The 20,182-nt window shown below is 57.7% G+C and carries 26 protein-coding genes; 5 read left to right on the top strand and 21 right to left on the bottom strand.

Going from position 1 to position 20,182, the window contains the following annotated elements; translation table 11 throughout:
• Nucleotides 1-245: 245 nt before the first annotated feature.
• Nucleotides 246-962 carry a ZIP family metal transporter gene (locus tag ACW8F6_RS08500; protein ID WP_491575428.1) on the bottom strand — a complete coding sequence of 239 codons (717 nt, stop codon included), beginning with the start codon at nt 960-962 and terminating at the stop codon, nt 246-248.
• Between the two features lie 170 nt (nt 963-1,132).
• Nucleotides 1,133-1,564 (bottom strand): helix-turn-helix domain-containing protein, encoded by a 432-nt coding sequence (locus ACW8F6_RS08495; protein ID WP_491575427.1) that lies wholly within the window; start codon nt 1,562-1,564, stop codon nt 1,133-1,135.
• 78 nt (nt 1,565-1,642) lie between these two features.
• Here ACW8F6_RS08495 and ACW8F6_RS08490 point away from each other — a divergent pair, with 78 nt between their 5' ends.
• Nucleotides 1,643-2,143, top strand: a complete 501-nt coding sequence (locus ACW8F6_RS08490) for a DUF2938 domain-containing protein (protein ID WP_491575426.1) — start codon at nt 1,643-1,645, stop codon at nt 2,141-2,143.
• A 28-nt stretch (nt 2,144-2,171) separates the two neighbouring features.
• Entirely contained in the window at nt 2,172-2,396 is a 225-nt protein-coding gene (locus ACW8F6_RS08485) for a DUF2798 domain-containing protein (protein ID WP_491575425.1), read from the top strand.
• A 466-nt stretch (nt 2,397-2,862) separates the two neighbouring features.
• Here the strand turns inward: ACW8F6_RS08485 and ACW8F6_RS08480 are convergent, their stop codons facing one another.
• Nucleotides 2,863-3,906 carry an acyltransferase family protein gene (locus ACW8F6_RS08480; protein WP_491575424.1) on the bottom strand — a complete coding sequence of 348 codons (1,044 nt, stop codon included), beginning with the start codon at nt 3,904-3,906 and terminating at the stop codon, nt 2,863-2,865.
• Between the two features lie 760 nt (nt 3,907-4,666).
• On the opposite strand from ACW8F6_RS08480, the gene ACW8F6_RS08475 reads away from it, so the two are divergent.
• Entirely contained in the window at nt 4,667-5,350 is a 684-nt protein-coding gene (locus tag ACW8F6_RS08475; protein WP_491575423.1) for a tRNA-uridine aminocarboxypropyltransferase, read from the top strand.
• Nucleotides 5,351-5,393: 43 nt separating this feature from the next.
• Here ACW8F6_RS08475 and ACW8F6_RS08470 read toward each other — a convergent pair whose 3' ends face one another.
• The 10 genes from ACW8F6_RS08470 to ACW8F6_RS08425 all read right to left on the bottom strand — a co-directional run bounded on the left by ACW8F6_RS08470 (nt 5,394) and on the right by ACW8F6_RS08425 (nt 11,417).
• Nucleotides 5,394-5,807 carry a VOC family protein gene (locus ACW8F6_RS08470; RefSeq protein ID WP_491575422.1) on the bottom strand — a complete coding sequence of 138 codons (414 nt, stop codon included), beginning with the start codon at nt 5,805-5,807 and terminating at the stop codon, nt 5,394-5,396.
• A 79-nt stretch (nt 5,808-5,886) separates the two neighbouring features.
• Nucleotides 5,887-6,273, bottom strand: coding sequence for a cupin domain-containing protein (locus tag ACW8F6_RS08465; protein WP_491575421.1), 387 nt, complete (start codon nt 6,271-6,273; stop codon nt 5,887-5,889).
• On the bottom strand, nt 6,273-6,713 hold the full coding sequence (locus tag ACW8F6_RS08460) for a VOC family protein (RefSeq protein WP_491575420.1): 441 nt from the start codon (nt 6,711-6,713) through the stop codon (nt 6,273-6,275). Before ACW8F6_RS08460 ends, ACW8F6_RS08465 begins: the two co-directional genes overlap by 1 nt.
• A gap of 37 nt (nt 6,714-6,750) precedes the next feature.
• Nucleotides 6,751-7,323 (bottom strand): DUF1415 domain-containing protein, encoded by a 573-nt coding sequence (locus ACW8F6_RS08455; RefSeq protein WP_491575419.1) that lies wholly within the window; start codon nt 7,321-7,323, stop codon nt 6,751-6,753.
• Nucleotides 7,324-7,327: 4 nt separating this feature from the next.
• Nucleotides 7,328-7,864: a DUF2058 domain-containing protein gene (locus tag ACW8F6_RS08450; protein ID WP_491575418.1), complete on the bottom strand. Its 537-nt coding sequence runs from the start codon at nt 7,862-7,864 to the stop codon at nt 7,328-7,330.
• 32 nt (nt 7,865-7,896) lie between these two features.
• The gene (locus tag ACW8F6_RS08445) at nt 7,897-8,283 is read right to left on the bottom strand and encodes an MAPEG family protein (protein ID WP_491575417.1); all 387 of its coding nucleotides are present in this window, start codon (nt 8,281-8,283) and stop codon (nt 7,897-7,899) included.
• A 70-nt stretch (nt 8,284-8,353) separates the two neighbouring features.
• Nucleotides 8,354-9,049: a helix-turn-helix transcriptional regulator gene (locus tag ACW8F6_RS08440; RefSeq protein WP_491575416.1), complete on the bottom strand. Its 696-nt coding sequence runs from the start codon at nt 9,047-9,049 to the stop codon at nt 8,354-8,356.
• A gap of 2 nt (nt 9,050-9,051) precedes the next feature.
• Entirely contained in the window at nt 9,052-9,384 is a 333-nt protein-coding gene (locus tag ACW8F6_RS08435; protein ID WP_491575415.1) for an antibiotic biosynthesis monooxygenase family protein, read from the bottom strand.
• 120 nt (nt 9,385-9,504) lie between these two features.
• Entirely contained in the window at nt 9,505-10,260 is a 756-nt protein-coding gene (locus ACW8F6_RS08430) for a hypothetical protein (protein WP_491575414.1), read from the bottom strand.
• Complete coding sequence (locus ACW8F6_RS08425; protein WP_491575413.1) at nt 10,257-11,417, bottom strand: methyltransferase; 1,161 nt, start codon at nt 11,415-11,417, stop codon at nt 10,257-10,259. The genes ACW8F6_RS08430 and ACW8F6_RS08425 overlap by 4 nt, the downstream gene beginning before the upstream one ends.
• Before the next feature lie 77 nt (nt 11,418-11,494).
• Here ACW8F6_RS08425 and ACW8F6_RS08420 point away from each other — a divergent pair, with 77 nt between their 5' ends.
• Entirely contained in the window at nt 11,495-12,154 is a 660-nt protein-coding gene (locus ACW8F6_RS08420; protein WP_491575412.1) for an alpha/beta hydrolase, read from the top strand.
• On the opposite strand, the gene ACW8F6_RS08415 is transcribed toward ACW8F6_RS08420, so the two are convergent.
• From ACW8F6_RS08415 to ACW8F6_RS08405, 3 genes are read right to left on the bottom strand one after another with little or no spacing between them, the layout of a single operon-like run.
• A complete protein-coding gene (locus ACW8F6_RS08415; RefSeq protein ID WP_491575411.1) occupies nt 12,151-12,639 on the bottom strand; it encodes an MOSC domain-containing protein in 489 nt (162 codons plus the stop codon). The genes ACW8F6_RS08420 and ACW8F6_RS08415 overlap by 4 nt on opposite strands.
• Nucleotides 12,632-13,474, bottom strand: a complete 843-nt coding sequence (locus tag ACW8F6_RS08410; protein ID WP_491575410.1) for a mechanosensitive ion channel family protein — start codon at nt 13,472-13,474, stop codon at nt 12,632-12,634. The genes ACW8F6_RS08415 and ACW8F6_RS08410 overlap by 8 nt, the downstream gene beginning before the upstream one ends.
• Before the next feature lie 41 nt (nt 13,475-13,515).
• Entirely contained in the window at nt 13,516-14,676 is a 1,161-nt protein-coding gene (locus ACW8F6_RS08405) for a hypothetical protein (protein WP_491575409.1), read from the bottom strand.
• Nucleotides 14,677-14,811: 135 nt separating this feature from the next.
• Between ACW8F6_RS08405 and ACW8F6_RS08400 the strand changes: the two genes are divergently transcribed.
• Nucleotides 14,812-15,837 (top strand): metal-dependent hydrolase, encoded by a 1,026-nt coding sequence (locus ACW8F6_RS08400; protein WP_491575408.1) that lies wholly within the window; start codon nt 14,812-14,814, stop codon nt 15,835-15,837.
• Here the strand turns inward: ACW8F6_RS08400 and ACW8F6_RS08395 are convergent.
• The 5 genes from ACW8F6_RS08395 to ACW8F6_RS08375 form a co-directional block, all read right to left on the bottom strand.
• Complete coding sequence (locus ACW8F6_RS08395) at nt 15,834-16,187, bottom strand: DUF6164 family protein (protein ID WP_491575407.1); 354 nt, start codon at nt 16,185-16,187, stop codon at nt 15,834-15,836. The two genes, ACW8F6_RS08400 and ACW8F6_RS08395, sit on opposite strands and share 4 nt — an antisense overlap.
• A 10-nt stretch (nt 16,188-16,197) precedes the next feature.
• Entirely contained in the window at nt 16,198-16,629 is a 432-nt protein-coding gene (locus ACW8F6_RS08390; RefSeq protein WP_491575406.1) for a GNAT family N-acetyltransferase, read from the bottom strand.
• Entirely contained in the window at nt 16,619-17,200 is a 582-nt protein-coding gene (locus ACW8F6_RS08385) for a tRNA-uridine aminocarboxypropyltransferase (protein WP_491575405.1), read from the bottom strand. The genes ACW8F6_RS08390 and ACW8F6_RS08385 overlap by 11 nt, the downstream gene beginning before the upstream one ends.
• 66 nt (nt 17,201-17,266) lie before the next feature.
• Complete coding sequence (locus tag ACW8F6_RS08380; protein ID WP_491575404.1) at nt 17,267-17,899, bottom strand: hypothetical protein; 633 nt, start codon at nt 17,897-17,899, stop codon at nt 17,267-17,269.
• Nucleotides 17,900-17,954: 55 nt separating this feature from the next.
• Nucleotides 17,955-20,060 carry a molybdopterin-dependent oxidoreductase gene (locus ACW8F6_RS08375; protein ID WP_491575403.1) on the bottom strand — a complete coding sequence of 702 codons (2,106 nt, stop codon included), beginning with the start codon at nt 20,058-20,060 and terminating at the stop codon, nt 17,955-17,957.
• Between the last annotated feature and the right edge of the window lie 122 nt (nt 20,061-20,182).

Here is a 20,182-nt window from a genome sequence, read left to right as displayed (position 1 = left end):
CACCACCTAAATAAATATCAGCTAAGAATATATTTCGCTCGCGTGAACAGGTAAGTAATGCACTGCCAAAGTGCCAGTAACAGGTTACTAACGGCAGAAATACTTTTCATTTTTTCTATTGGACTTGAAGTCGTGAAACTTAATATTGCGACGCGTTTGCGTACGACAGCCGCTCTAATCGTTTTATGCCGCTGCCCGCGCTGCGACCATGGTCAGCTCAGTGGATAGAAAGTATTTACCAGCAGTCAGTGCACCAACATGTGCCCCACCACACCCAGGGAAAAGCCCAACACCGCGCCCATGGGCGGGGCTCGGTGGTTGTCTAGCTTGGCGGCGGGTGCAATGTCGCCGAACACAGAATACAAAATACCACCGGCGGCAAAGAGCATAATAATGGCGAGCAGCACTTGAAAGTTTGCCAGCCAATAATAGCCCACCAATGCGGCAATCGGTCCAAGTAGCGCCATGCCAGTGAAAGCCGCTATGATGGTGCGGCTAGAGAGGTTACTGGATTCGCGCATCTCTCGAAACGCGTTAAAGCCTTCAGGCATATTTTGCAATGCCATCAATAACACTAAAAGCCAGGCAGCACCGCCGCCTCCCATCGCCAGCATGGCACCCAGTGCAATGGACTCGGGCACAAAATCTGACATCATCGCCACCAACTGACTGGCGGAGGTTTTGCGCCTGGCCAGCCAAATATCCACCGCCATAAATGCCAATCCGCCCAGCAACAAACTCAGTGCCGCCAGCCTGGGCTTCACTTTTTCTATGCCGTCGGGCACCAATATCAGCGCCACTGCACTTAGTAGCGCACCGCCGCCAAAGGCCATAACCGCGTGGCGAAACTCCTGTTGCAACCACTGAGAGCGAATGTTTTCAAAGCGCCCAACTATTGCGCCCACCGGCATGGCTAGGCCGGCGATTAGCGCCATCAGAACCAATATTGCTGCATCTTCCATTGTGCCCTTCCTTGTCCAACACCCAGGTTAGCGGGCGGTGCGCGATTCGCCACCCCAAGTTAACTTTTCCAACGCTACGCGCCCCGCTCAGGCCAAGCCAGTGCTTGCTCGCCAGTGAACCACCAGTCAGCACGGTCGCTACCGCCCCACCTATGACGGCCTAAAATACACTATCGATCGCTTTTTTTCTGCGACAGCCTTACGACTGTGCTCGGTATCTCGCCCTGCGCAGCCAGCGCTAACAGCCGCTGAAAGCTCGGGCATTCCATATGGCTCGGCGCCGTACAGGCAGCGGCATGACGCAGACCATCGCGCATCGCCTGTAACCGCTGAATAGTGTCATCGATGTGATTGGCCTTAGCGAGCAAAAGCGCGCGATCTATGTTGGGGCTAGTCTTTGGCCCCAGCATCTGGGCGATTTCATCCAGTGAAAACCCCGCCGCTTGTCCTAATGCAATTAGCGCTAAACGCTCCAGAATACTGGCGCCAAACACACGGCGCAGCCCTTGCCGACCAATGGAGCGGATCAATCCTTTTTCTTCGTAGTAGCGCAGGGTGGACGCGGGTAGGCCCGATCGTCTCGCCACTTCGGCAATATCCATTAAGCCCCCTTTACTTCAAGTTGACTTGAAGTTGTACGCTGGCAGCTGTTTGAAATCAAGGCATGTACAGGAGGCCCTATGAACAATCTGATATTTGTACTGATCATTGGCGTTGGCGCCACGGTAGTTATGGACCTGTGGACCGGCGCACGCCAGCTACTTTTTGGCATAGCTGCACCAAATTACGGCTTGGTGGGCCGCTGGATCGCCCATATGCGACGCGGCAAAATTTACCACCCTGCCATCGCCGCAGCACCTGCCGTGCGTGGCGAGCACATTATTGGCTGGACGGCCCACTACATCATCGGTATAACGTTCGCGGCGCTGTTGGTGGGCCTGTATGGCCAGACCTGGATTCAACGCCCAACGCTAGCCCCGGCATTGATCGTGGGTTTGGGCACTGTGGTCGCCCCGTTTTTAATGATGCAGCCCTGCATGGGCGCAGGTATCGCCGCCGCTAAAACGCCCAAACCAAATACTGCGCGACTGCACAGCCTTATTACGCACAGTGTGTTTGGTGCAGGCCTGTATTTAGCAGCCTGGGCTGTACATTTTATTTCATCCCGCTTAGCCGGCTAACTCACCTATTCGTTACCAGGAGATTATCGTGCGCATTCCCGCCCGTTATGCCCCACTCTTATTCAGCGCGCTGCTGTCAGCCATCATGGTGTGCATAGTATCCGCCTTTGTACTGGCCGTATCGCAAGGCTTTCACGCGGGCTTTTTTGGCCAGTGGATAAAAAGCTGTATAACCACCTGGCCCATTGCTTTTCCAACGGTTGCTCTAGTGGCACCACTGGTGCGTCAGTTTGTCGGTAAAATCACCGCCTAAAGGCGGTGATACTTAGCGGCTATTGGTTTTGCACAACGCAAAGCGAGCTGCGAGTACTAAAAGACTATCGATAACTCGGATGCCTTTGATTGTGACACAATGCATCGATAATTGTGATTGGCCAGCCTTGCCGTAAACCTACGTCAGCACCAGTATTGGGGACTCAATCACTGATATAGATAGTAGGCGATCGATGAGAAGCGATTTCTGAAGCAACCGCCAATGTCACATCTGTTGCAAACGAATAGTTTGATTAGCATATGGTACTTTTCGGATTTATCCTTATATTGCTGCCAGCATACTCTCCTGGTTGCCTCATCCAGATTGTTCGAAATCACTTACCACCGACTACGCCGCGCCCGATTTTAGATCAATAACGTAATTGATGCGCACCCCACATCGGACGGAGAGTCTTTCTAGCAAGCTGCTCTCGCGATTTTCTCTAACAATGTTAATGTGAAATTTTCTATGCGCCGACTAACTTGCGTGAGTGGCGACCTAAACACCGTTTAACCAACCAGGCAATTGCAATACTGGCAGCAATGGCGACGAAGAGATTTAACAAGCCAAATAATGCCAAATTTACTATGGTTCGTTCAGCTTGAAGCCATTCAAACCCCGCGTTAATTAAGTAGCCAATCGCTATGACGTGTAAAAAGTAGACAGCAAATGCGTAGTCGCCCAACACGCGTAACGCGCGTGGCAACCGGGTTTCATATCGTGCTAAGTAATGCAGTGCGATCAAGGCGGCTGCGAGTTTTTGCACATAAACGAGCGACTGCCGCAGATTGAAGACCCCGTAGTTAACCGCGTCGTGGCTATAACCCCAAAAAATGAACACGCTTGTGATTAACACCAATCCCAATAGCCAACCAACGCTGGGGGCAACCCAGGTCATTACGCGCTCATACTGACCGCCTACCACAATGCCCAATGCATAGGCGCCGGTAAAATAAACAAACGTCGGCCACTGAACGAAATCGGGAAATGGCGTTCGAGATATGATCAAGGGCGCGACAATCACCATGGCGAGCAATACACGCCCCCAGGGCCGTGCCGCGCAACCTGCCAATAGCGGCGTCACCGCAAATAGAAAAAACAGTACCGGCATATACCAGAGGTGAATACTCGCTTTGCCGGCGATTAGCGACCAGCCAAAGGTGGACCAAAATTGAGCATCTGGATCTTGCGAGAGCGTATAGTCCCAAAACAGCAGCGTCATCAGCAATGACATTGCCATATACGGAAGCAGCACGTGTTTAATTTTTCCAGAAAGGAACTGACGCCAACTTCGGCCTTGCAACACCTGCGTAAATAGCAATCCGGATATCAGCGCAAAGTATAATGTTGAACCGTGAAACAGCGTCTCTGTCGCTGCAAATAAATACGCCAACCCTGGAGCATTCAAACCACCCGTCCAGAATATCGTAAATGACCAAACATGTGCACCGACGATAGCGACGATGGCTAACCCTCGAAAGGCGTGCAAGTGATCAATGAAACGTGGCATAGGAGGCAACCGGAAGAATGTCATGTCTCGATTGTCAAAAAAATAGGTCGCCACCTCAAGGGCTGAATGTCTGCATACGAATGCATTGGCTGACGGTGTCAGCCTGCTAATGACTGCACAAAATACTTTTACCTCACAACCGAGCGAATGACTTTTCTGAAACTGAAGCAATCAATCGATAGTCGCGAACGTCCAAGGCAACGTCCTCCCAGCAGGCAGTGCAAGCAAGCGCAACCGGATTTAGGCCATAGACTGCCCCTTGCGCAGAAAATTTCAGTACTGTTATCAAGACCAAGTTAAACCTTTTTCGGCGTCGGCCTCATTTAGATTAGCGCCCTATCGTAGCCGATAGTGTGCTTTGTAGTAATTATCATTCATTGAGGCGTACTCGATGCCGACTCTATAGCTCGATAGAAAGGGAGTCCGCCACTTTCGTCGTGGTACATGCTATTGGAATTTGTGACTCACCTATCTTCGACTGCTACACTATGCGGCTTGAGATCAGTTGATCTATCGCATGGTGAAACGCGGTCTGTATTTACGAACGCTCAATTGAACCGATTTTTTTGTCGCACGCATAGCACCTAGGATTGCGGCTAAGTGTGGATAAATACTGGTTCGAATCACAGAATTGCTCATAATCCGCTTAGCATTGGATTTATAGTGGATATGATAAAGCGTTCTCAAATGAAAGCGGCACCAAGCCATGTAGCGCACAATCAGTTACAATCTCCCGCTTTCCATCGACCAACGTCTTCTCATGACCCCCACCGCCTATCACCGCTTGCGCGCCCAAATCATGGCCACCTCTACCCGCACCTACCAAGCGCGGGGAATTTTGGCAGTGCGGTGTGAAGGATGTCAGTTGAAAAGCAGCCATTGCGTGTGCCGCTTTTTAGCGCCGGCGGAGAGTCCGGTGGAGTTTGTGCTGGTGATGCACCGGGACGAATTGTTTAAACCCACCAATACCGGCCGGTTGATTGCCGATTGTTTTCCCGGTCAAACACACGCCTTTTGTTGGGACAGGTTAACACCACACCCGGCACTGCTGGCGCTATTGGCCGACCCAGGCCGGCAGTGTCTGGTGATTTTTCCTGGCGATGAAGCTGGCAACCGGCCAATCGTGAACCAGCCAGCGCCGAGCGAGAAGGTGTTGACGCTGATTTTGCTGGACGGCACCTGGAAACAGGGCCGGCGTATGTACAACTTAAGCCCTTGGCTGCAACAGATTCCCGCACTGAAACTTGCACCCGAAGCGCGCGCCCACTACGCCACTCGCACTGCCGCCCATGCAGATTATTTATCGACAGCGGAATCGGCAGCACTGGCACTGGCCGTGGCCGGTCACCCGCAATCAGGCTCGGTATTGTTTGATTACTTTGCCGTGTTTAATCGCCATTATGCAGCCATGCGTAGAAATGTGGCGACGCCTGAAACACTTTAGTGCCCACTAGGCATCGAATCAAACGCCGACTGACACAAGGAAATTACAGGTAGCGGTGGCAGCGCAGTTCAACGGTATTGCCATCCGGGTCTGTGAGATAGACAGATTGGCCGAAACCCTGGGCGCCATAGCGCTCTTCAAAGGGGCCTGCATCTATGCCTTGGGTTTTGAGGTATGCCAGTATCTGGGCTTCGTCTTCGGGCTCGATCTGCAAACACAAGTGATCGAGATTGTTGCCGCTGTTGCATTCACCCGGCGCCGGGCCACCCCTCGCGCCCAGCGGGCCCGCCACAGTAACCAAATCGATCAGGCCGGTGCCGGCGCGCAGCTGGTAGAGGCCCAGCTCGGGTTTTTCCCGCTCCAGTGCGCAACCCAATACCTCCATATAGAATTGCAGCATGGGCGCTAAATCCGCCGTGCGCAGTACTAAATGATCAATTGCAACAACTTTTATCATAGGTTCCGGCCTGCGTTCACCGGCCCTCCTAGCGCTGACTTGTCGTTACAGAGCATAGCCCAAGATGTGCTGGCGCGAGCTATATCCACACATCGTTTGGTGCTTGCAGTTCACCCCCGGCCTGCCCCGTATTCACCACGCCACGCGGCTCCACCAGCAACACATGGCACTCCTCTGTGGCCACCGGTTTGTGCTCAACGCCCTTAGGCACCACGTATAAGTCGCCTTCAGACAAATGCACCCGATCAATGCCCTCTGGAGCCTCGCGCAGTTCAATGGTCAATGCGCCCTTGAGCAGAATAAATACTTCATCCGTGTGAACGTGGCTGTGCCAGACAAACTCGCCCTGGAGCTTGGCGAGTTTGAACTGGTAGTCGTTCATCTCCGCAACCACTTTGGGTGCCCAATGCTCATTGATCAGCGCCAGCTTTTGCGCCAATTGCACCACTCCATTTTGGCGCGCCACTACCACTCTCCGGTATTAGCCATAGACGCCCAGGGTTCGGCCGGCGCGAGGGGCTCGCCCTTTTGTAATAACTCAATTGAGATGCCATCGGGCGAGCGGATAAATGCCATATAACCATCGCGTGGCGGTCGGTTGATGGTGACGCCAGCGCTTTGCAGCTTGTCGCACAGAGCGTAGATGTCGTCGACTTGATAGGCCAAATGGCCAAAGTTGCGCCCACCGGTGTAATGCTCAGGGTCCCAGTTGTAGGTGAGTTCCACCAGCGGCGCTTGCTGCTCGCGCGCACGCTCTGCATCGCCGGGAGCGGCCAAGAAAACCAATGTAAAGCGGCCCTTGTCGCTGTCTTTGCGACTGATTTCAATCAGGCCCAATGTATTGCAGTAAAAGTCCAATGACGCCGCTAAATCGGCAACCCGAACCATGGTGTGTAAATAACGCATTTTGAGTCTCCTTGGTGGCGCGATGAAGCGCGCCCATTTATTGCGGTGAAAACAGGTAGGGAAAAAGCTGGCGGCGTTCAGCCGCGCTTAGCTGCGCAACGCGAACAATGTTGTGCTCGGGTATCGCCTCTGGATTAGGGTAGTTCGCCAGTACTTTGGCGAGGCTGTCTTCGCGCAACAGGTGCAATATGGGATAAGGCGCACGATTTGTCAGATTTTCGGCGTCGTCAGGCTCTGTGCCGGCAAACTGATAGTTTGGATGGAAAGTAGCCAATTGGTAGATGCCGGTGTAATTGTGGCGCTCGATCAACCAATCCGCCAAGTTTAAAAAGTGATTAAAGTCCTCAAAGATTTGCAGGTGCGCGGGAATAATTAACAGTGTTGTTTCCAGTTCGGTCGCGGGTAACTCGTCCAGCAATTGGCACTCGTGCAGTAGTTCAGCCATGAGCGTTTCATCGTCATCTGCCTCTGACACGGCGTAGCGAATCAAGCCGGCGCGCTCGGGTTTGCGCGCAAAGGGGCAGAGATTCAGGCCGATAACCACCGCGCGCAGCCATTGTTCGGTGGCGGCAATGATTTGATCTCGCTCGGTAGTGGCGCGGGTAGACACCGGCCTACCACATGAGATCGTCGGGAATTTGGTAGTCCGCGTAGGGATCGTCTGCGTCGTCTGGTTCAGCCTGTTTGGGCGCAACTACCACCATGTTGGGGTCGCGCTCTTGGATCTTCTCGGCGATGATTTTGGGCACCAGTTCGAAGCGATCGTCCAGGCCCACGATAACCAGGCGGCCGGCAATCAGGTGTGCCTGCACAGCAGCCGATACGTAGATTTTTTTAATCTTCTTTTCAAAAGTGAAATTGTAGGCAATGTCGCCGTCGCCTTTGCTTTGCTTATTGGTGAGCACCATCTGTTTGATTTGCGCGGCGATGGCTTTTTGCTGCGCCAGTGCGTCGCGCTCGGCGTTCAAAGCGCGATCTTTCGCGGCCTTTTCAGCGCGGGCTTTTTCAGCGGCCAATTTGGTTTCATCCACCTGGGGCTGGGCCGATTTTTTCGCCACTTTTTGTTGCTTGCGCTTGTCTTTGCTGGCTTGCTTAGCAGTTTTTTTATCCACCAAACCGGCCTTTAACAGTTGATCTTGAAGAGAACTCATGGGTTTACATCCAATTTAAATTTGCCGACACCTCAAAGTGCCAGCGCCATTAGCGCCAGGCTGGACAGCAGACCCACGCCCCACACCAGCGAGCGGACCTTGTCCCTGTCGTACCAGTACAGCAGCAGGTAGCAAACCCGCGCCACAATAAAGGCCACACACAAGGCGCTGGTCCAAAGGCCATCGGCACCGGCCCACAGGGCGGCCAGAACGCCGGCGGCAAATACCGGAAAGGCCTCTATGGTGTTTTGGTGCGCCGCTAAAGCGCGGGCCCCAAAACCCTCCAGCCTGGCTTGCTGCGCGCGGGGGTTGCGGTTGTCGTAGCGGCCATCCAAGCGGGCCATAGCCACGGCCACTGGCGCTTTGGAAATCACTATCAAGAGTGCGGCAATTAGCAGGCAAAGAATCGGGATAGTCATCGCTGGCTCCACCGGTGTGCGAGAGGGGCAAGGATAGCAAGCCCCGCAGCCTGGGCAAAGCATGCTGGTGCTAATGGTGGCATTGAGGGCCCTGCAGGCGGCTTAAGTAGTCGGTCAGGCTCATGCCTGCATGGGTGTCAAAATAGCGCGCTTCGACCTGCGCGCTGTCTATGCGATCTAAGCGGAAGTTGCGGTAATCTGCGCGCAGTTCGCACCAGGCTAGGAGCGTCCAGCCGTGGCGCCAGCCCACCAGGGCCAGCGGGCAAATGCTGCGCTGGCTGGGGTTACCCGCCGCATCGCGGTAATCGAGGCGCACCCACTGCTGGCGTTCGCAGGCCTTGCGCAACAACAGGTGGGTGGCGCTGTCTTCAGTTTGCTGACCCTCGCTGGGCACGCAATAGGGCAATTGCTCGGCGCGCCGCAATAGCGGTTCCGGCAAAATGGCGCGAATTTTATCGTCCACCTGCTGGGCCGCGCGGGCCAGTTCCGGATCGGTAAAGGCGCGCACCATTTCAGCACCCAGCAATAGCGCCATCATTTCATCGGCGTTAAACATGAGCGGCGGCAATTCGTAATCTTTGCGCAGGCAATAACCCACGCCCGCCTCGCCATCGATGGGTACACCCGAGAGCTGCAGGGCCTGGATATCCCGGTACAGGGTGCGCACCGAGATTTCCAGCGTATCGGCCAAAGATTGCGCCGTGATTGCGCGGCGGCGGCCGCGCAACAGGGTCACAATCTGAAACAACCGCTCGGCCTTGCGCATGCTTAGCTGCCGCAGTCGCCCATGGCCATGTGCTGCACCTCGCTGTGACTAAGCGATACGCTATCGCCATCGATCATGGCCATAAAATCGCCATTGCAATGGCTGGCCATGAACGCCTCGGATGCACGTTTGGCGTTTTCCAAACTATCCCAGTACACAATATCACTCCACTGCAACTGCTGGCCGGTGCTGCCCGCCACCAAATTCAAACTGCGGTAGCGAAAGCCGGGTTGGGTTTGCACCCAGGCATTGATGGGTTCATCGGCGGCCAGAAAATCCGCCCGACTGACACCAGGGTTGGTTTTAAAAGTTACTAATTCGACTGCATCACTCATTGTCTTATTCCTTTGGTTTGTGAATTGAACAAGCGCGCACTTGTGATGCCTAATCTACGCCCGCCCTGCTGACAGCATGGTGTCAGTAGTGATGACGCATCGGGAGTTTATTTTTCCTCGTTAATCTGTCTGTGCCAGTTGCCACTGTTTACGCAACAATAACGCGCCCCAAACAACCGCGGCCACCATAATCAGAGCGCCCACTGCAAAACAGAGCCGCGCCAGCGATTGCGCCTGCTCCACCAGCCCCCACTGGCTTAGCAAGTTGCCCCAATCGTGGCTCTCTTCGCCAGCACCGCCCACTAAGGGCAGCGCGCGGTAAGGCGCGTCGGCAATGTAAGGCGCTAAATCGATAAAACTTTGGCCGCACCACCAAAAGGTGACGCTGGCGGCGTGGTTGTCGCGCTGTTTAAAGCTGAATACGCACAGCAAAAGTAGCGGCAATAGCACCTGAAACAGACTGCCGCCCAGTATGGTCAACGTGCGTCCAAAGGGCATGAATAATACGTGACCAAATTCGTGGAAAGGCAAATTAATATTGTGCATGAAGGAGCCACCAATAATGGCCCAATCGATGCCGTGCAACAGAAACCACAGCCCCCACAGAGCCAACAGCGCCGTCAGTATTGCCCGCCCCCAGATGCTGTCGGCCCGCGACGGCACGGACACCCACATGAAGTGCGCGCACAGCCAAGCCATGCGCCCGCCCGCCGAGCGATAACTAGGCGCAACCGGGCCACTGTCCGAACGCTTGATTGAAGGCTCATTGCGCGCGCGCCATTTGTTAATTGCAATGCCACAGGCCGGGCATACGTCCGGGTGTACCTGGCCATCTTTAGGCTGGCGACGATAACCGCACTTGGGGCACTGGTTCATGGCTTGATCACCTTAAACACCCCAAATTTTTTATTGGCTGCCACCTGCGTCAGATTGCCAAATAATCGCTTTAAATGTTGGTGATAGCCCAGGTGGCGGTTGCCCACGACCCACAATTGACCGCCGCGTTTAAGGGTCCGACGGGCGTCGTGAAACATCTGGTTGGCCACGAATCCACCCACCACCGTGTGCTGGTGAAACGGTGGGTTACAAAAAATTTGATCATAGTGGTCGTCAGGTGCACCGGCCATGCAATCGTCGGCGATGAATCGGCATTGATCCACCCGCAGTGGAAAAGCCTCGGCCATATTCGCGTGGGCCGACGCCAACGCCATGTAAGACTCGTCGTAGAAATCGATCTTTGCCACCGGCATTTGTTGCGCGACTGCCATGCCCACCAGGCCATTGCCGCAGCCTAAATCGGCAATGCGTTGCGGCCCCGTGGCGCGGGGTAATTGCTCGAGAAAAAAGCGGGTGCCGATATCGAGCGATTCGCGCGAAAACACATTGGCGTGATTGGTCAGCTGCAGCCCGCGCTCGGCGAGCGCAAGCCGCAGCGGATAGGGCGATTGGCCCTGTTGAAGGCGCCTGGCCTCGGGCGTGCAAAAAATCAATCGCGCTTTCTTTTTTGCCAGTGACGTGTGAGTCGGGCCCATCAAATTTTCGAACAGCGCAAAAGCGCCGGCACTCATGTGCTTGATCATACCCGCGGCTATCACCTGGGTCTGTGGGCTGCACAGCGGACGGTAGCGGTACAACTGATCTTCTAGCAGCGACAGGTTTTTAGGCAATTTGATCAGCAAAAAATCGATGGGGCCGGTCGGTTGATCGAGACTCGTGTGCCAACGGATGTGCGCGGCAGCATTTTTATTGGCCGCCAGATTGGCCTGAGCGGCGCGGGTGCTGAGGTGCGAATCGGTGCAAAAATCCAGCGTCAGGGTCGAGGGCAGTGCCGTGACCAGAGCGCCAAAGGCGTCGTTGGCAATCAGCAAGCGCGCGCCCTCGGACAGGCCTTGCTCGGCCAAGTGCTCGAGCAACAATTCGTCGGCTGCGTCCCAGGCCTGCAGGTTTTGTTCGGTGCGACTTTGGGTGCGCGAGCAGCGCGAGAGCTGGCAGTCCCCAAAGGCGGTGGAAAAGCGGTTATGATCGGCGGTCATCAGCTACCTTTGACTTGCGCTGGCCTTCGCGACTCTGCGCGGATTCACCAGCACCCAGAAAATTGCGGACAGTATAAATGAATTACCTACCCCACATTACCGTCGAAACCGGCAGCCAACCCAGCGCCAGTGTTATCTGGCTGCACGGCCTGGGTGCCAGCGGCCACGATTTCGAGCCCCTGGTACCGCACCTGGGCTTGCAGGACGCGCCGGCGGTGCGTTTTATTTTTCCGCACGCGCCACAAATTCCGGTGACCATTAACGGCGGCTATGTGATGCCCGCCTGGTACGACATTTTGGCCATGGACTTTGAACGCAAGATCGACGAACAGCAGATTCAGCAATCCAGCGATGCCATCGCCGCACTGATCGACCGCGAAATAGCGCGCGGCATCGCCAGCGAGCGCATCTTGCTGGCGGGCTTTTCCCAGGGCGGCGCTGTGGCTTACCACTGCGGGTTGAGCTACCCCCATAAACTGGCTGGCATTCTGGCACTGTCCACTTATTTTGCCACCTGGCGCAGCGTCACCCCCAGCGCCGCCAACGCCCAGATACCGGTGTATGTGTTTCACGGCGATCGCGATGATGTGGTGCCCGAAGCTATGGGCGTCGAGGCGCGCCGGCGGTTGAAGGAGATGGGGCTGACGCCCCACTATCAGCGCTACCCCATGGCCCACGAGGTGTGCATGGAGCAGGTTCAGGACATTGCGAAAACGTTAAAAACCCTGCTGCCCTAGTCCGCTGAGCCGAGTGGTGTGAGCAGGTCGCCAACGCGGATGAGGCCGGTTTGCAAAATGCGGGCAGTAATGCCGCCGTGGCCCCGCACCGCATTGTATCCACCCCGGCCAAAGGTAGCTTCCATGCGCGAACAGGGATGCGCCAAGCCCGTGCCCTGCAGCACCGCCTGGCCCAATTGAAAGCGTCTGTCCTTCAGCGCCAGCAGGTTCACACCCGATACGCACAGGTTGCGGCGCAACTGACTCGGATCGACAGCAGCTAACCCAAGCAACGCCGCAATCACCGGCAGGTGCTCCCACTGCAGCAGGGTGACCTGGCGCTTACCGCCGCGCGCGCCATAGCGATCGCCGGTTAAACCCCGCTCGGCCACGGCCTCGACAACGTCCACCACTTGCATTGCCGCGCGCCGCTCGGGCCGCACACCCAGCCATTCAACTGCGCCCAACTGACAGTGGGTGTCCATCAAGTCGGCAAGCTTAGCCAATGGGCTGACCGCCGGACGGTTGCGCCGCGACGGGTTCGAAGGGCAGCGGCCAGAGTCCGGCGGTTTTGTATGCGTCGATCACCCGGATGTGAATGTCGGAGGCAAAGCGGCGCTCCAGGCGCACATCCAGCACATAGGCCTTGACGGTGACCCGCAGCTGCACCTGGCCCAGATGATTTTCGGTATCCAGCAACACAATGACCGGCTTCTTTAGAAAACAATAGGGCGAGCAGAGCGTGGCCTCGCGCGCCAGTTGCATGGCACGCTGATGGTCGCTGTGGGCGGGCAGGTGCAGTGTCACGGCAATTTGCTCGTCCAAGGCACCGCTATTGGCATTGGATACCGCAGTTTTAAGCGCCTCGGCATTGGGTACCATAACGGTATTGTCGTCAAAGGTGCGCAGCCAAGTGACGCTCCACTCCAGCTTGATGACTTCGCCGTAATGGCCGGCCAGGCTAACCATGTCGCCCACCCGATAGGGCGGATTAATCATGATAATCAAGCCAGACACCATATTTTTAATGGGCTCCTGGGTGGCCAAACCCAGGGCCAGGCCCGCCGAACCGAGCATGGCAAATAGGACGCTGGGGTGCGGCTGCACTATCCCCACCACCGCGTAAAGCACCACCGCGATCCACACCAACACCCGCGTGAGCGGGTAAATGCGGTTAATTAACAAGCGGTGTCGGGGAAATTGCAGCGCCAAGCGCTGCAACAGCTGCAGCATCAGGGTCAACATCAGCCACGCCATCGCCACCAACAGTGCGATGGCCGCCAATTTGCCCGGAGAAAATAGCGTTAACAGGTTATTGAGTGCTTCGCTGGGTGTATCCATAGTTCCAGTGCCTGAAGGTAAAGGGCGGCCGCTACGCTGCGTCAGTAGAGCCGGTTGGCGTTAACCAGATGTTGGACTGTGGCGGGCACCATTAACGGCGCTAACCGGTAGCTGGATTCGCAGCGCACCAGTAAGCCTTGTTGCCGCATTTGCTCCAGGCGCACCAAACTCTGGTCCGGCGCCAGGCGAAACAGGGTTTCGTGCTCTACCCGCTCCAGCCCACCGTGAGCGTGTATTTCCGCCAGGCTAAACAACTCTTCGTCTGAGCAGCTTTTAACGAGGCTGACATCCAGGCGGGGTATGTCGTCCAGCTGCAGGCCCTGGCCCGAGTCATCCAGGCTTAGCGCTTGCAGCAACAGGAAGTAGGCGAGTTGCGGATGCCCCTCGGCGTGGTTGTGCAGACGTTTGAAGTGCGCAGCCAAGGGATCGCGCTCGCCCTCCGGCAACCCTGCTCGCGCCTGCCATTGGTAGCCCAACCCGTAAATACGTGCATCCACCGACTGGCTCAGCTCCGCCTCGGTAAAGTAGTCGATCTCCACCACCCGCCAAAACAGGCGGTGGCAGTCGTACATGAAGCACAGCCGACGCCAAGCTTGGCGCGCACAGGCTAAGATCCAGCAGTGGTGCTGTTGAGTGGCGAGCAGCACCGCCCCCAGAGTTTGCAAGGCCGCACCATTGCCCATTTTACGAGCCAGTAGCATATGGCCATCGTCCAACAGTATTAGCCGAGGCGGCAGCGCGTTGATAAGGTCGATGGCGGCGCTGGTGCTCTTGGGCGCACTCTCCAAAGCGAACACCGATTGCAACAGGCGCATCACGTCGGCGCTGGAGCAGGGACGCTGCGGCAGGCTCAGATAGGTGACGGCCTCCGCCAGATGGCGCAGCTGGTTGAGGGTAGACGTCAAACCCGAACCGGGCGGGCCCACCAGAACCGACAGCCGGCCGGCACCCTCGCGCCACTCGGCAATAGCCTTTTCCAGCGATTCCAGGGCCGTTTCGCGCCCCACATAGCGCGGGTCTTGATAAACCAGCGGCGCCGGGGCAAAGGCCTGCAGCAGCGGCGCCGGTAAGCTGTCCTGTTGCAATTGCTGCAAGGGTTCCAGACGTGACGGACTCAGCAGTGCACCCGTGTCTTCTTCGGGCTCGGCGGTATGCCATTGATCGTAGAGCGCTTGCCAGCGGGCGCGCAGTGCTTTGAGCATGAACTTTCCTTGGTCGGGCTATCCAGCGAGGGCGAGGTGCCCATCATACGGCCTCTGCCGATTAGACGCATGGGGCTGGCGGCTTTTTGCCTGCCGTTTTACAGTAGCCGCCTATTTTCAACCTGTGAAGACAGTATGGACCCCGTCTCTCAAGGTGTCTTGGGTGCCACCCTACCGCAAGGCACCTCCACCCCCCGCACTCTTCTGGGCGCCACCGTCATCGGCGGCCTGGCCGGTATGGCGCCCGATCTGGACGTGTTAATTCGCTCCAGTACCGACCCACTGCTATTTTTGGAATACCACCGGCAATTTACCCACTCGCTGCTGTTTATCCCCTTTGGCGGACTGGTGTGCGGCTGGCTATTGCATATGCTGTTGGGCAGGCGCTTACAACTGCGGTTAGCGCAATCGCTGCTGTTCGCCACGCTCGGCTATGCCACCCACGCGCTACTGGACGCCTGCACCACCTATGGCACTCAGCTACTGTGGCCGCTGTCGGACCAGCGCTTTGCCTGGAATACTGTGTCGATCATCGACCCGCTGTTCACCTTGCCACTGCTGGGCCTGTTATTGGCGGGCTTGCTTAAGCGGCGCCCGCGTTTTGCCCAAATAGGTCTAGTGTGGGCGCTGTGCTATTTAAGCTTGGGCGCCCTGCAGCGCGAACGGGCCGAGGCGGCCGGCTGGGCGCTGGCCGCAGCGCGCGGCCATGTGCCGTTGCGGCTCGAAGCCAAACCCACCTTCGCCAACCTGTGGCTCTGGAAGCTGGTGTACGAAACCGACGACCACTTTTATGTGGACGCCATGCACGTACTGGGCTCGCCCAAAACCTACCCGGGCGACCGCTTGCGCAAACTGGATGTGGCGCGCGACTTCCCCTGGTTGGAGCCAGACAGCCAGCAGGCCCGCGACATCGGGCGTTTTCAGTGGTTTTCCAACGGCTATGTGGCCGTCGATAACCAGCTGCGGGTGGTAGATGTACGCTATTCGCTGGTGCCCAATCAAATCAAACCGCTGTGGGGTATCGCATTAGATCCGAGCGCCGCCGCGGGTGTCCATGTGGCCTACTTTGTGGAGCGCGACACGGGCCCAGAGGCGCGCGCAGCCTTTTGGGCGCTGTTGCTGGGCAAACCACTGCCCGGCGCTGAGCTCAAAAGGCCCTAAGACCAGGCGCCTGTGAAGGGCATAATCATTAAATAGAGAATGGCCGCCACTGCCAGTAGCGCGGCCACAAAGCGAATGGGTTGACGCAGGAAACGCTGGCCCAGTGTTTCCAAACCCTGCTGCGCTAACTCGGCCTGGGCCTCGGCCCGATGCCGACTTTGGTAGGCAGCTAGCAGCGCCTGGGCTCGGGCCTGATCGGCTTCGTGGGTCAGCCAAATGGCGGCCAGCGAGAGCCCCCAGTTGCCGGCATCGGTTTCGTAGTAGCTGATGTCGGCGTCCTCGAGCAGGGCGCGCACGGCATCGGCTTCAGCGGCGGGCACATTGTGCAGTTTAAAGTACAAACAACCCATACAAATTCCGTTAGTTAAAACACATGGCAATCAATTCCGGGGTTTTGCGCTGGTAGGCTTGCCAGCGCCCCACCAGCGGATCGGGCATGGCATCTTTTTCCACCTGTTGAAAACCCACCTGCTGGTAAAGCGGTGCCAGTTGCGGCTCGCAGAACAGGTAGGTATAGCGCCGGCTGAAGTCGACACTGGCCACCTGCAGCAGTTGCCTTGCGATACCTCGGCAGCGAAATTGGGGATCGACCAGGACACCCGTCACCAGATGCTCGCCAGTGAGCAGCGGTCGCAAGCGCAGGGCCGCCAGGGTAGTACCCTGCCAGCTGGCCGTCCAGACCACCTCATCGGCGCGGGCTTTCAGGCGCTTGTCCACGCGCTTGTAAAACGCGTTGGCCAGCGGCAGGGATTGGCCCTGGCGACGGTCGAACTGTAAGTGTTCAAGGTTCATAGCGTTGCCTGACTGCCTTTGGCATAAAGCCTTGCACCCGCGCCACCCATAGCGCCTGCACCTCGTAGAGCGCTCGATAGTCGCCGGCCTCCACTGAGTTTAGCCCATGGGCGATGGCTTCCAGGGTGGACAAGCCACCGGCGCGCCGGGTTTTACGCAACCGGTATTCGCCCACTGGCGCCGCGTTAAAGTGGCAGCGCGGCAACTGCTGCAGCCAGGGATTGAGCTGCAGTATTTTGTGGGCCTTGCGCCAGGTGGCGTCGATGAAAACCAGTTGCGAGGCCACGGGCTGGCGGCTTTCCAAGGCGACGCTGGTGGGATCTGGATAGCACAGTACGGCCTTGGCGGGGCTCAACGCGGCCACCGCTGTGCGAAAATCTTCGGGGGTTTCACCCACCAACACGTGAATTTCCGGCAGGCACAAGCGCGCCAGGCGCAAGGTGTTCTTGGGATGGTCGCGCTCCGCCGGGTGTTGCAACACCCACACCTGGGTCTGTACCTGCAGGGGCCGGGCGCTGCTGCACAGGCAGGCAGCGGCGGTCAATCGACAGTGGGGGCACAGGCGGCGCATGGGCAGGTGGGCTCGGCTTCGAGGTCGTCAGTCTAACGGCCCAAGGCGCCGGGCAACAGTGCCCAGCTACTTTAACAGACCAACGCGGGCCAGTTGCGGAGCGCGCGCCAGCGCTTGGGCGGCGGTCAGTTTGTTGTCGTCCGCCAACGCCGGTGGCACCAGCGTAACCAGTGCGCTGCCGTACACCGCCAGGGTCAGATCTACGCCATCGGCGGCGGGTGATAACCACTGGCGCCAATCGGGTTTAGCGCTGAGGCGCGCCAACAGTTCATCGCGCGCCCGACTGCGCTGCTCGCCGGTGAGCTTTAATTGCGGCTGGGGTTTAAACAGTTCGACGGTGCCGGCATAGGTCTCCAACCGCCCCGATAGCGGGCGCGCCACAACGCCACTGGCGCACTCCTCAAACACCATGATGCGCTCCCCCCAGCGCGCCACCAAGCCCAGGTGGTCGGAGGCGCCGTCTTTCAGCTTGCGCCAATGGGCCTGGAGCCCGCGCGGCCGGAACAACAACAGATCGCCATCGAGCAGGTGCGGCCGCAGCGCCATGTAGTTGAGACGGCCGGTCACCGGGTCTTTGGCGTAGGGGTTGATTTTTTTAACGTCGGCTGCGCGGCGTCCTTTGGGCGGGCGCGACCTGATCAAGGTGGGCGCCTCGCCCGTTCGAAGCGCCGCAGCCTGTGGTGCTGCGTGCTGTTCCATGGCGAGTATTTACCGAGTAGCTAGAGAGCGAGCGATGCTAGCACGGCACGCCGCCTCAGGCTGTGACCGGTTGCGCTTTTGCCGTTCGGATCGCCGTAACTGTGACGGGCACGCCATTTACGGCGGCAGTACCGGAAATACTGTCGATCGCCAGATGGTCGGTTAGGTCGTTGGCGCTCACGCCGGCGTGTTGCGCCGCTATCTGCGTGCCGATGCCCGCGCGATGGTGGCCAAAGCCGTGGGGCAAACTGACCACGCCGGGCATAAGGTCCGCGCAGGCTTGCACAGTCACGGTGAGATTGCCGATGCGGCTGCTAATTTGGACATCGCTGCCATCGACAATGCCGCGCGCGGCCATGTCGGCTGGGTGCATAAACAACTGGTGACGCGGCTTGCCCTTCACCAGGCGGTGGTAATTGTGCATCCAGGAGTTGTTGGAGCGCATGTGGCGGCGGCCAATCAGCTGCAAACCCGCGCGCTCAGCGGGCGCTAGGGATAGCGCCTGCAGGCCCGCCAACAGGGCTGGCGGCGCCAGTTCGATGGGTTGTTCGGGACTGAACAGGCCAGTCATGCGCGGCGTCAGCGGACCCAAATCCAAGCCGCTCGGGTGGTCGCGCAATTGGGACAAAGACAGTTTATAGGCGCCGGCCTGGAGCATGTGATCGAGCATGTGCGCCGGTGGAATCAGCGCCTTGGCCGCCTGCCCCTTGCGCGCGCGCAACGCATTGCCCAGTTCGGCAAAGATTTCCCAATCGTGTTTGGCGTCGGCGGGCTTGTCGAACACCGGCTCGGAGTAACGGGCGGTATTGCGCACGCCCAGTGCCAGAAAAATTAGGTCGTAGTGGTCGCGCTCCAGCGGCGATACCGGTGGCAAAATCAGGTCGGCGTGGCGGGTGGTTTCGTTGATGTAGTAATCCACGGCCACCATGAAATCGAGCTTGCCGAGCGCGCTATCGAGCTGGGCGCCGTTAGGCGTGGACAGTACCGGATTGCCGGCAATGGTCAATAGCGCTTTCACCTGACCCACGCCCGGGGTCAATATTTCCTCTGCCAGTGCCGCCGCTGGAAATTCGCCGGCAAATGCCGGCAAGCCGCGCACCCGCGAGTGGTGCTCGCCAAATTGTTGCGGATTGGTGCCCGGCGCCGCCGGGTCGATCGCTGGATTGGTAAGAAGCACGCCACCGGGCACATCCAAATGGCCCGTCAATATATTCAGTAGTTGAATGGCCCACTGGCACAAGGTGCCGTGGGCCTGGGTGGATACGCCCATGCGCCCGTAAACGGCCGCCTTTGGCTCGCGCGCCAGCTGCTCGGCCAGCGCCTCGACAGTGCGCGCGGCAATGCCTGTGTGCTGCTCGGCCAGTGCCGGCGTGAAGGGGAGCAGGGCTTCGGCAAGTAAATCCAAACCGGCCACCAGGGGCTGCAAGTGGCCCAGATTAACCAGCTGACGCGTCAGCAAATGCTGGAGCAACGCGAGCAGCAGGTAGATGTCTTTGCCGGGCGGCATGGGCAGGTACTGGTCGGCCAACTGTGCCGTCTCCGTGCGCCTTGGGTCGACCACCACCAACTTTCCGCCGCGCGCCTGCAGCGCCTTGAGGCGGCCCGGCATATCGGGTGCTGTCATGACGCTGCCGTTGGACGCCAGGGGATTGGCGCCCAGCATCAACAACCACTGGGTGTTATCCAAATCCACTATCGGAATACGCAGCCAGTGACCGTACATCAAGCGGCCCACTACATGGTGCGGTAGCTGATCCACCGACGTGGCCGAATAGCGATTGCGGGTGCCAAGTGCGCGGGTGGTCAAGCCCGAGTACAGCCAGGTACCAATGGAATGAATTGCCGGATTGCCGGCGTACACCGCCACGCTGTCGTCGCCGTAGGCAGCTTGTAGGTCGACAAACCTCTCGGCCGCCAGTGCTATGGCCTCCTGCCAACCGATCGGCTGCCAACCAGCGGCCGTCTTGCGCATGGGTGTGCGCAGTCGATCCGGATCTGTGTGAATGTCTTGCAGCGCCACGGCCTTGGGGCACACATAGCCACCGCTCAAGGGATCGGCTTTATCACCCTTGATACTCACAATTTGTTGGCCGTCGGTTTGTATTTCTAAGCCGCAAATGGCTTCGCAAAGGTGGCATGCGCGTCGGTGCGTTTTTATCATTGTCGTATCGACCTCCTGTCAGAATAGGCATAGTAACCATTAACCATTGCTATGCCCAATGACACTGCGATATAACGCGCCAATAGTTGTTATGATCGCCAACGAGTTAGCACTTTCGTTTA

This window comes from Simiduia sp. (assembly GCF_058345725.1).
This window is presented reverse-complemented; position numbering and strand designations above follow the sequence as displayed.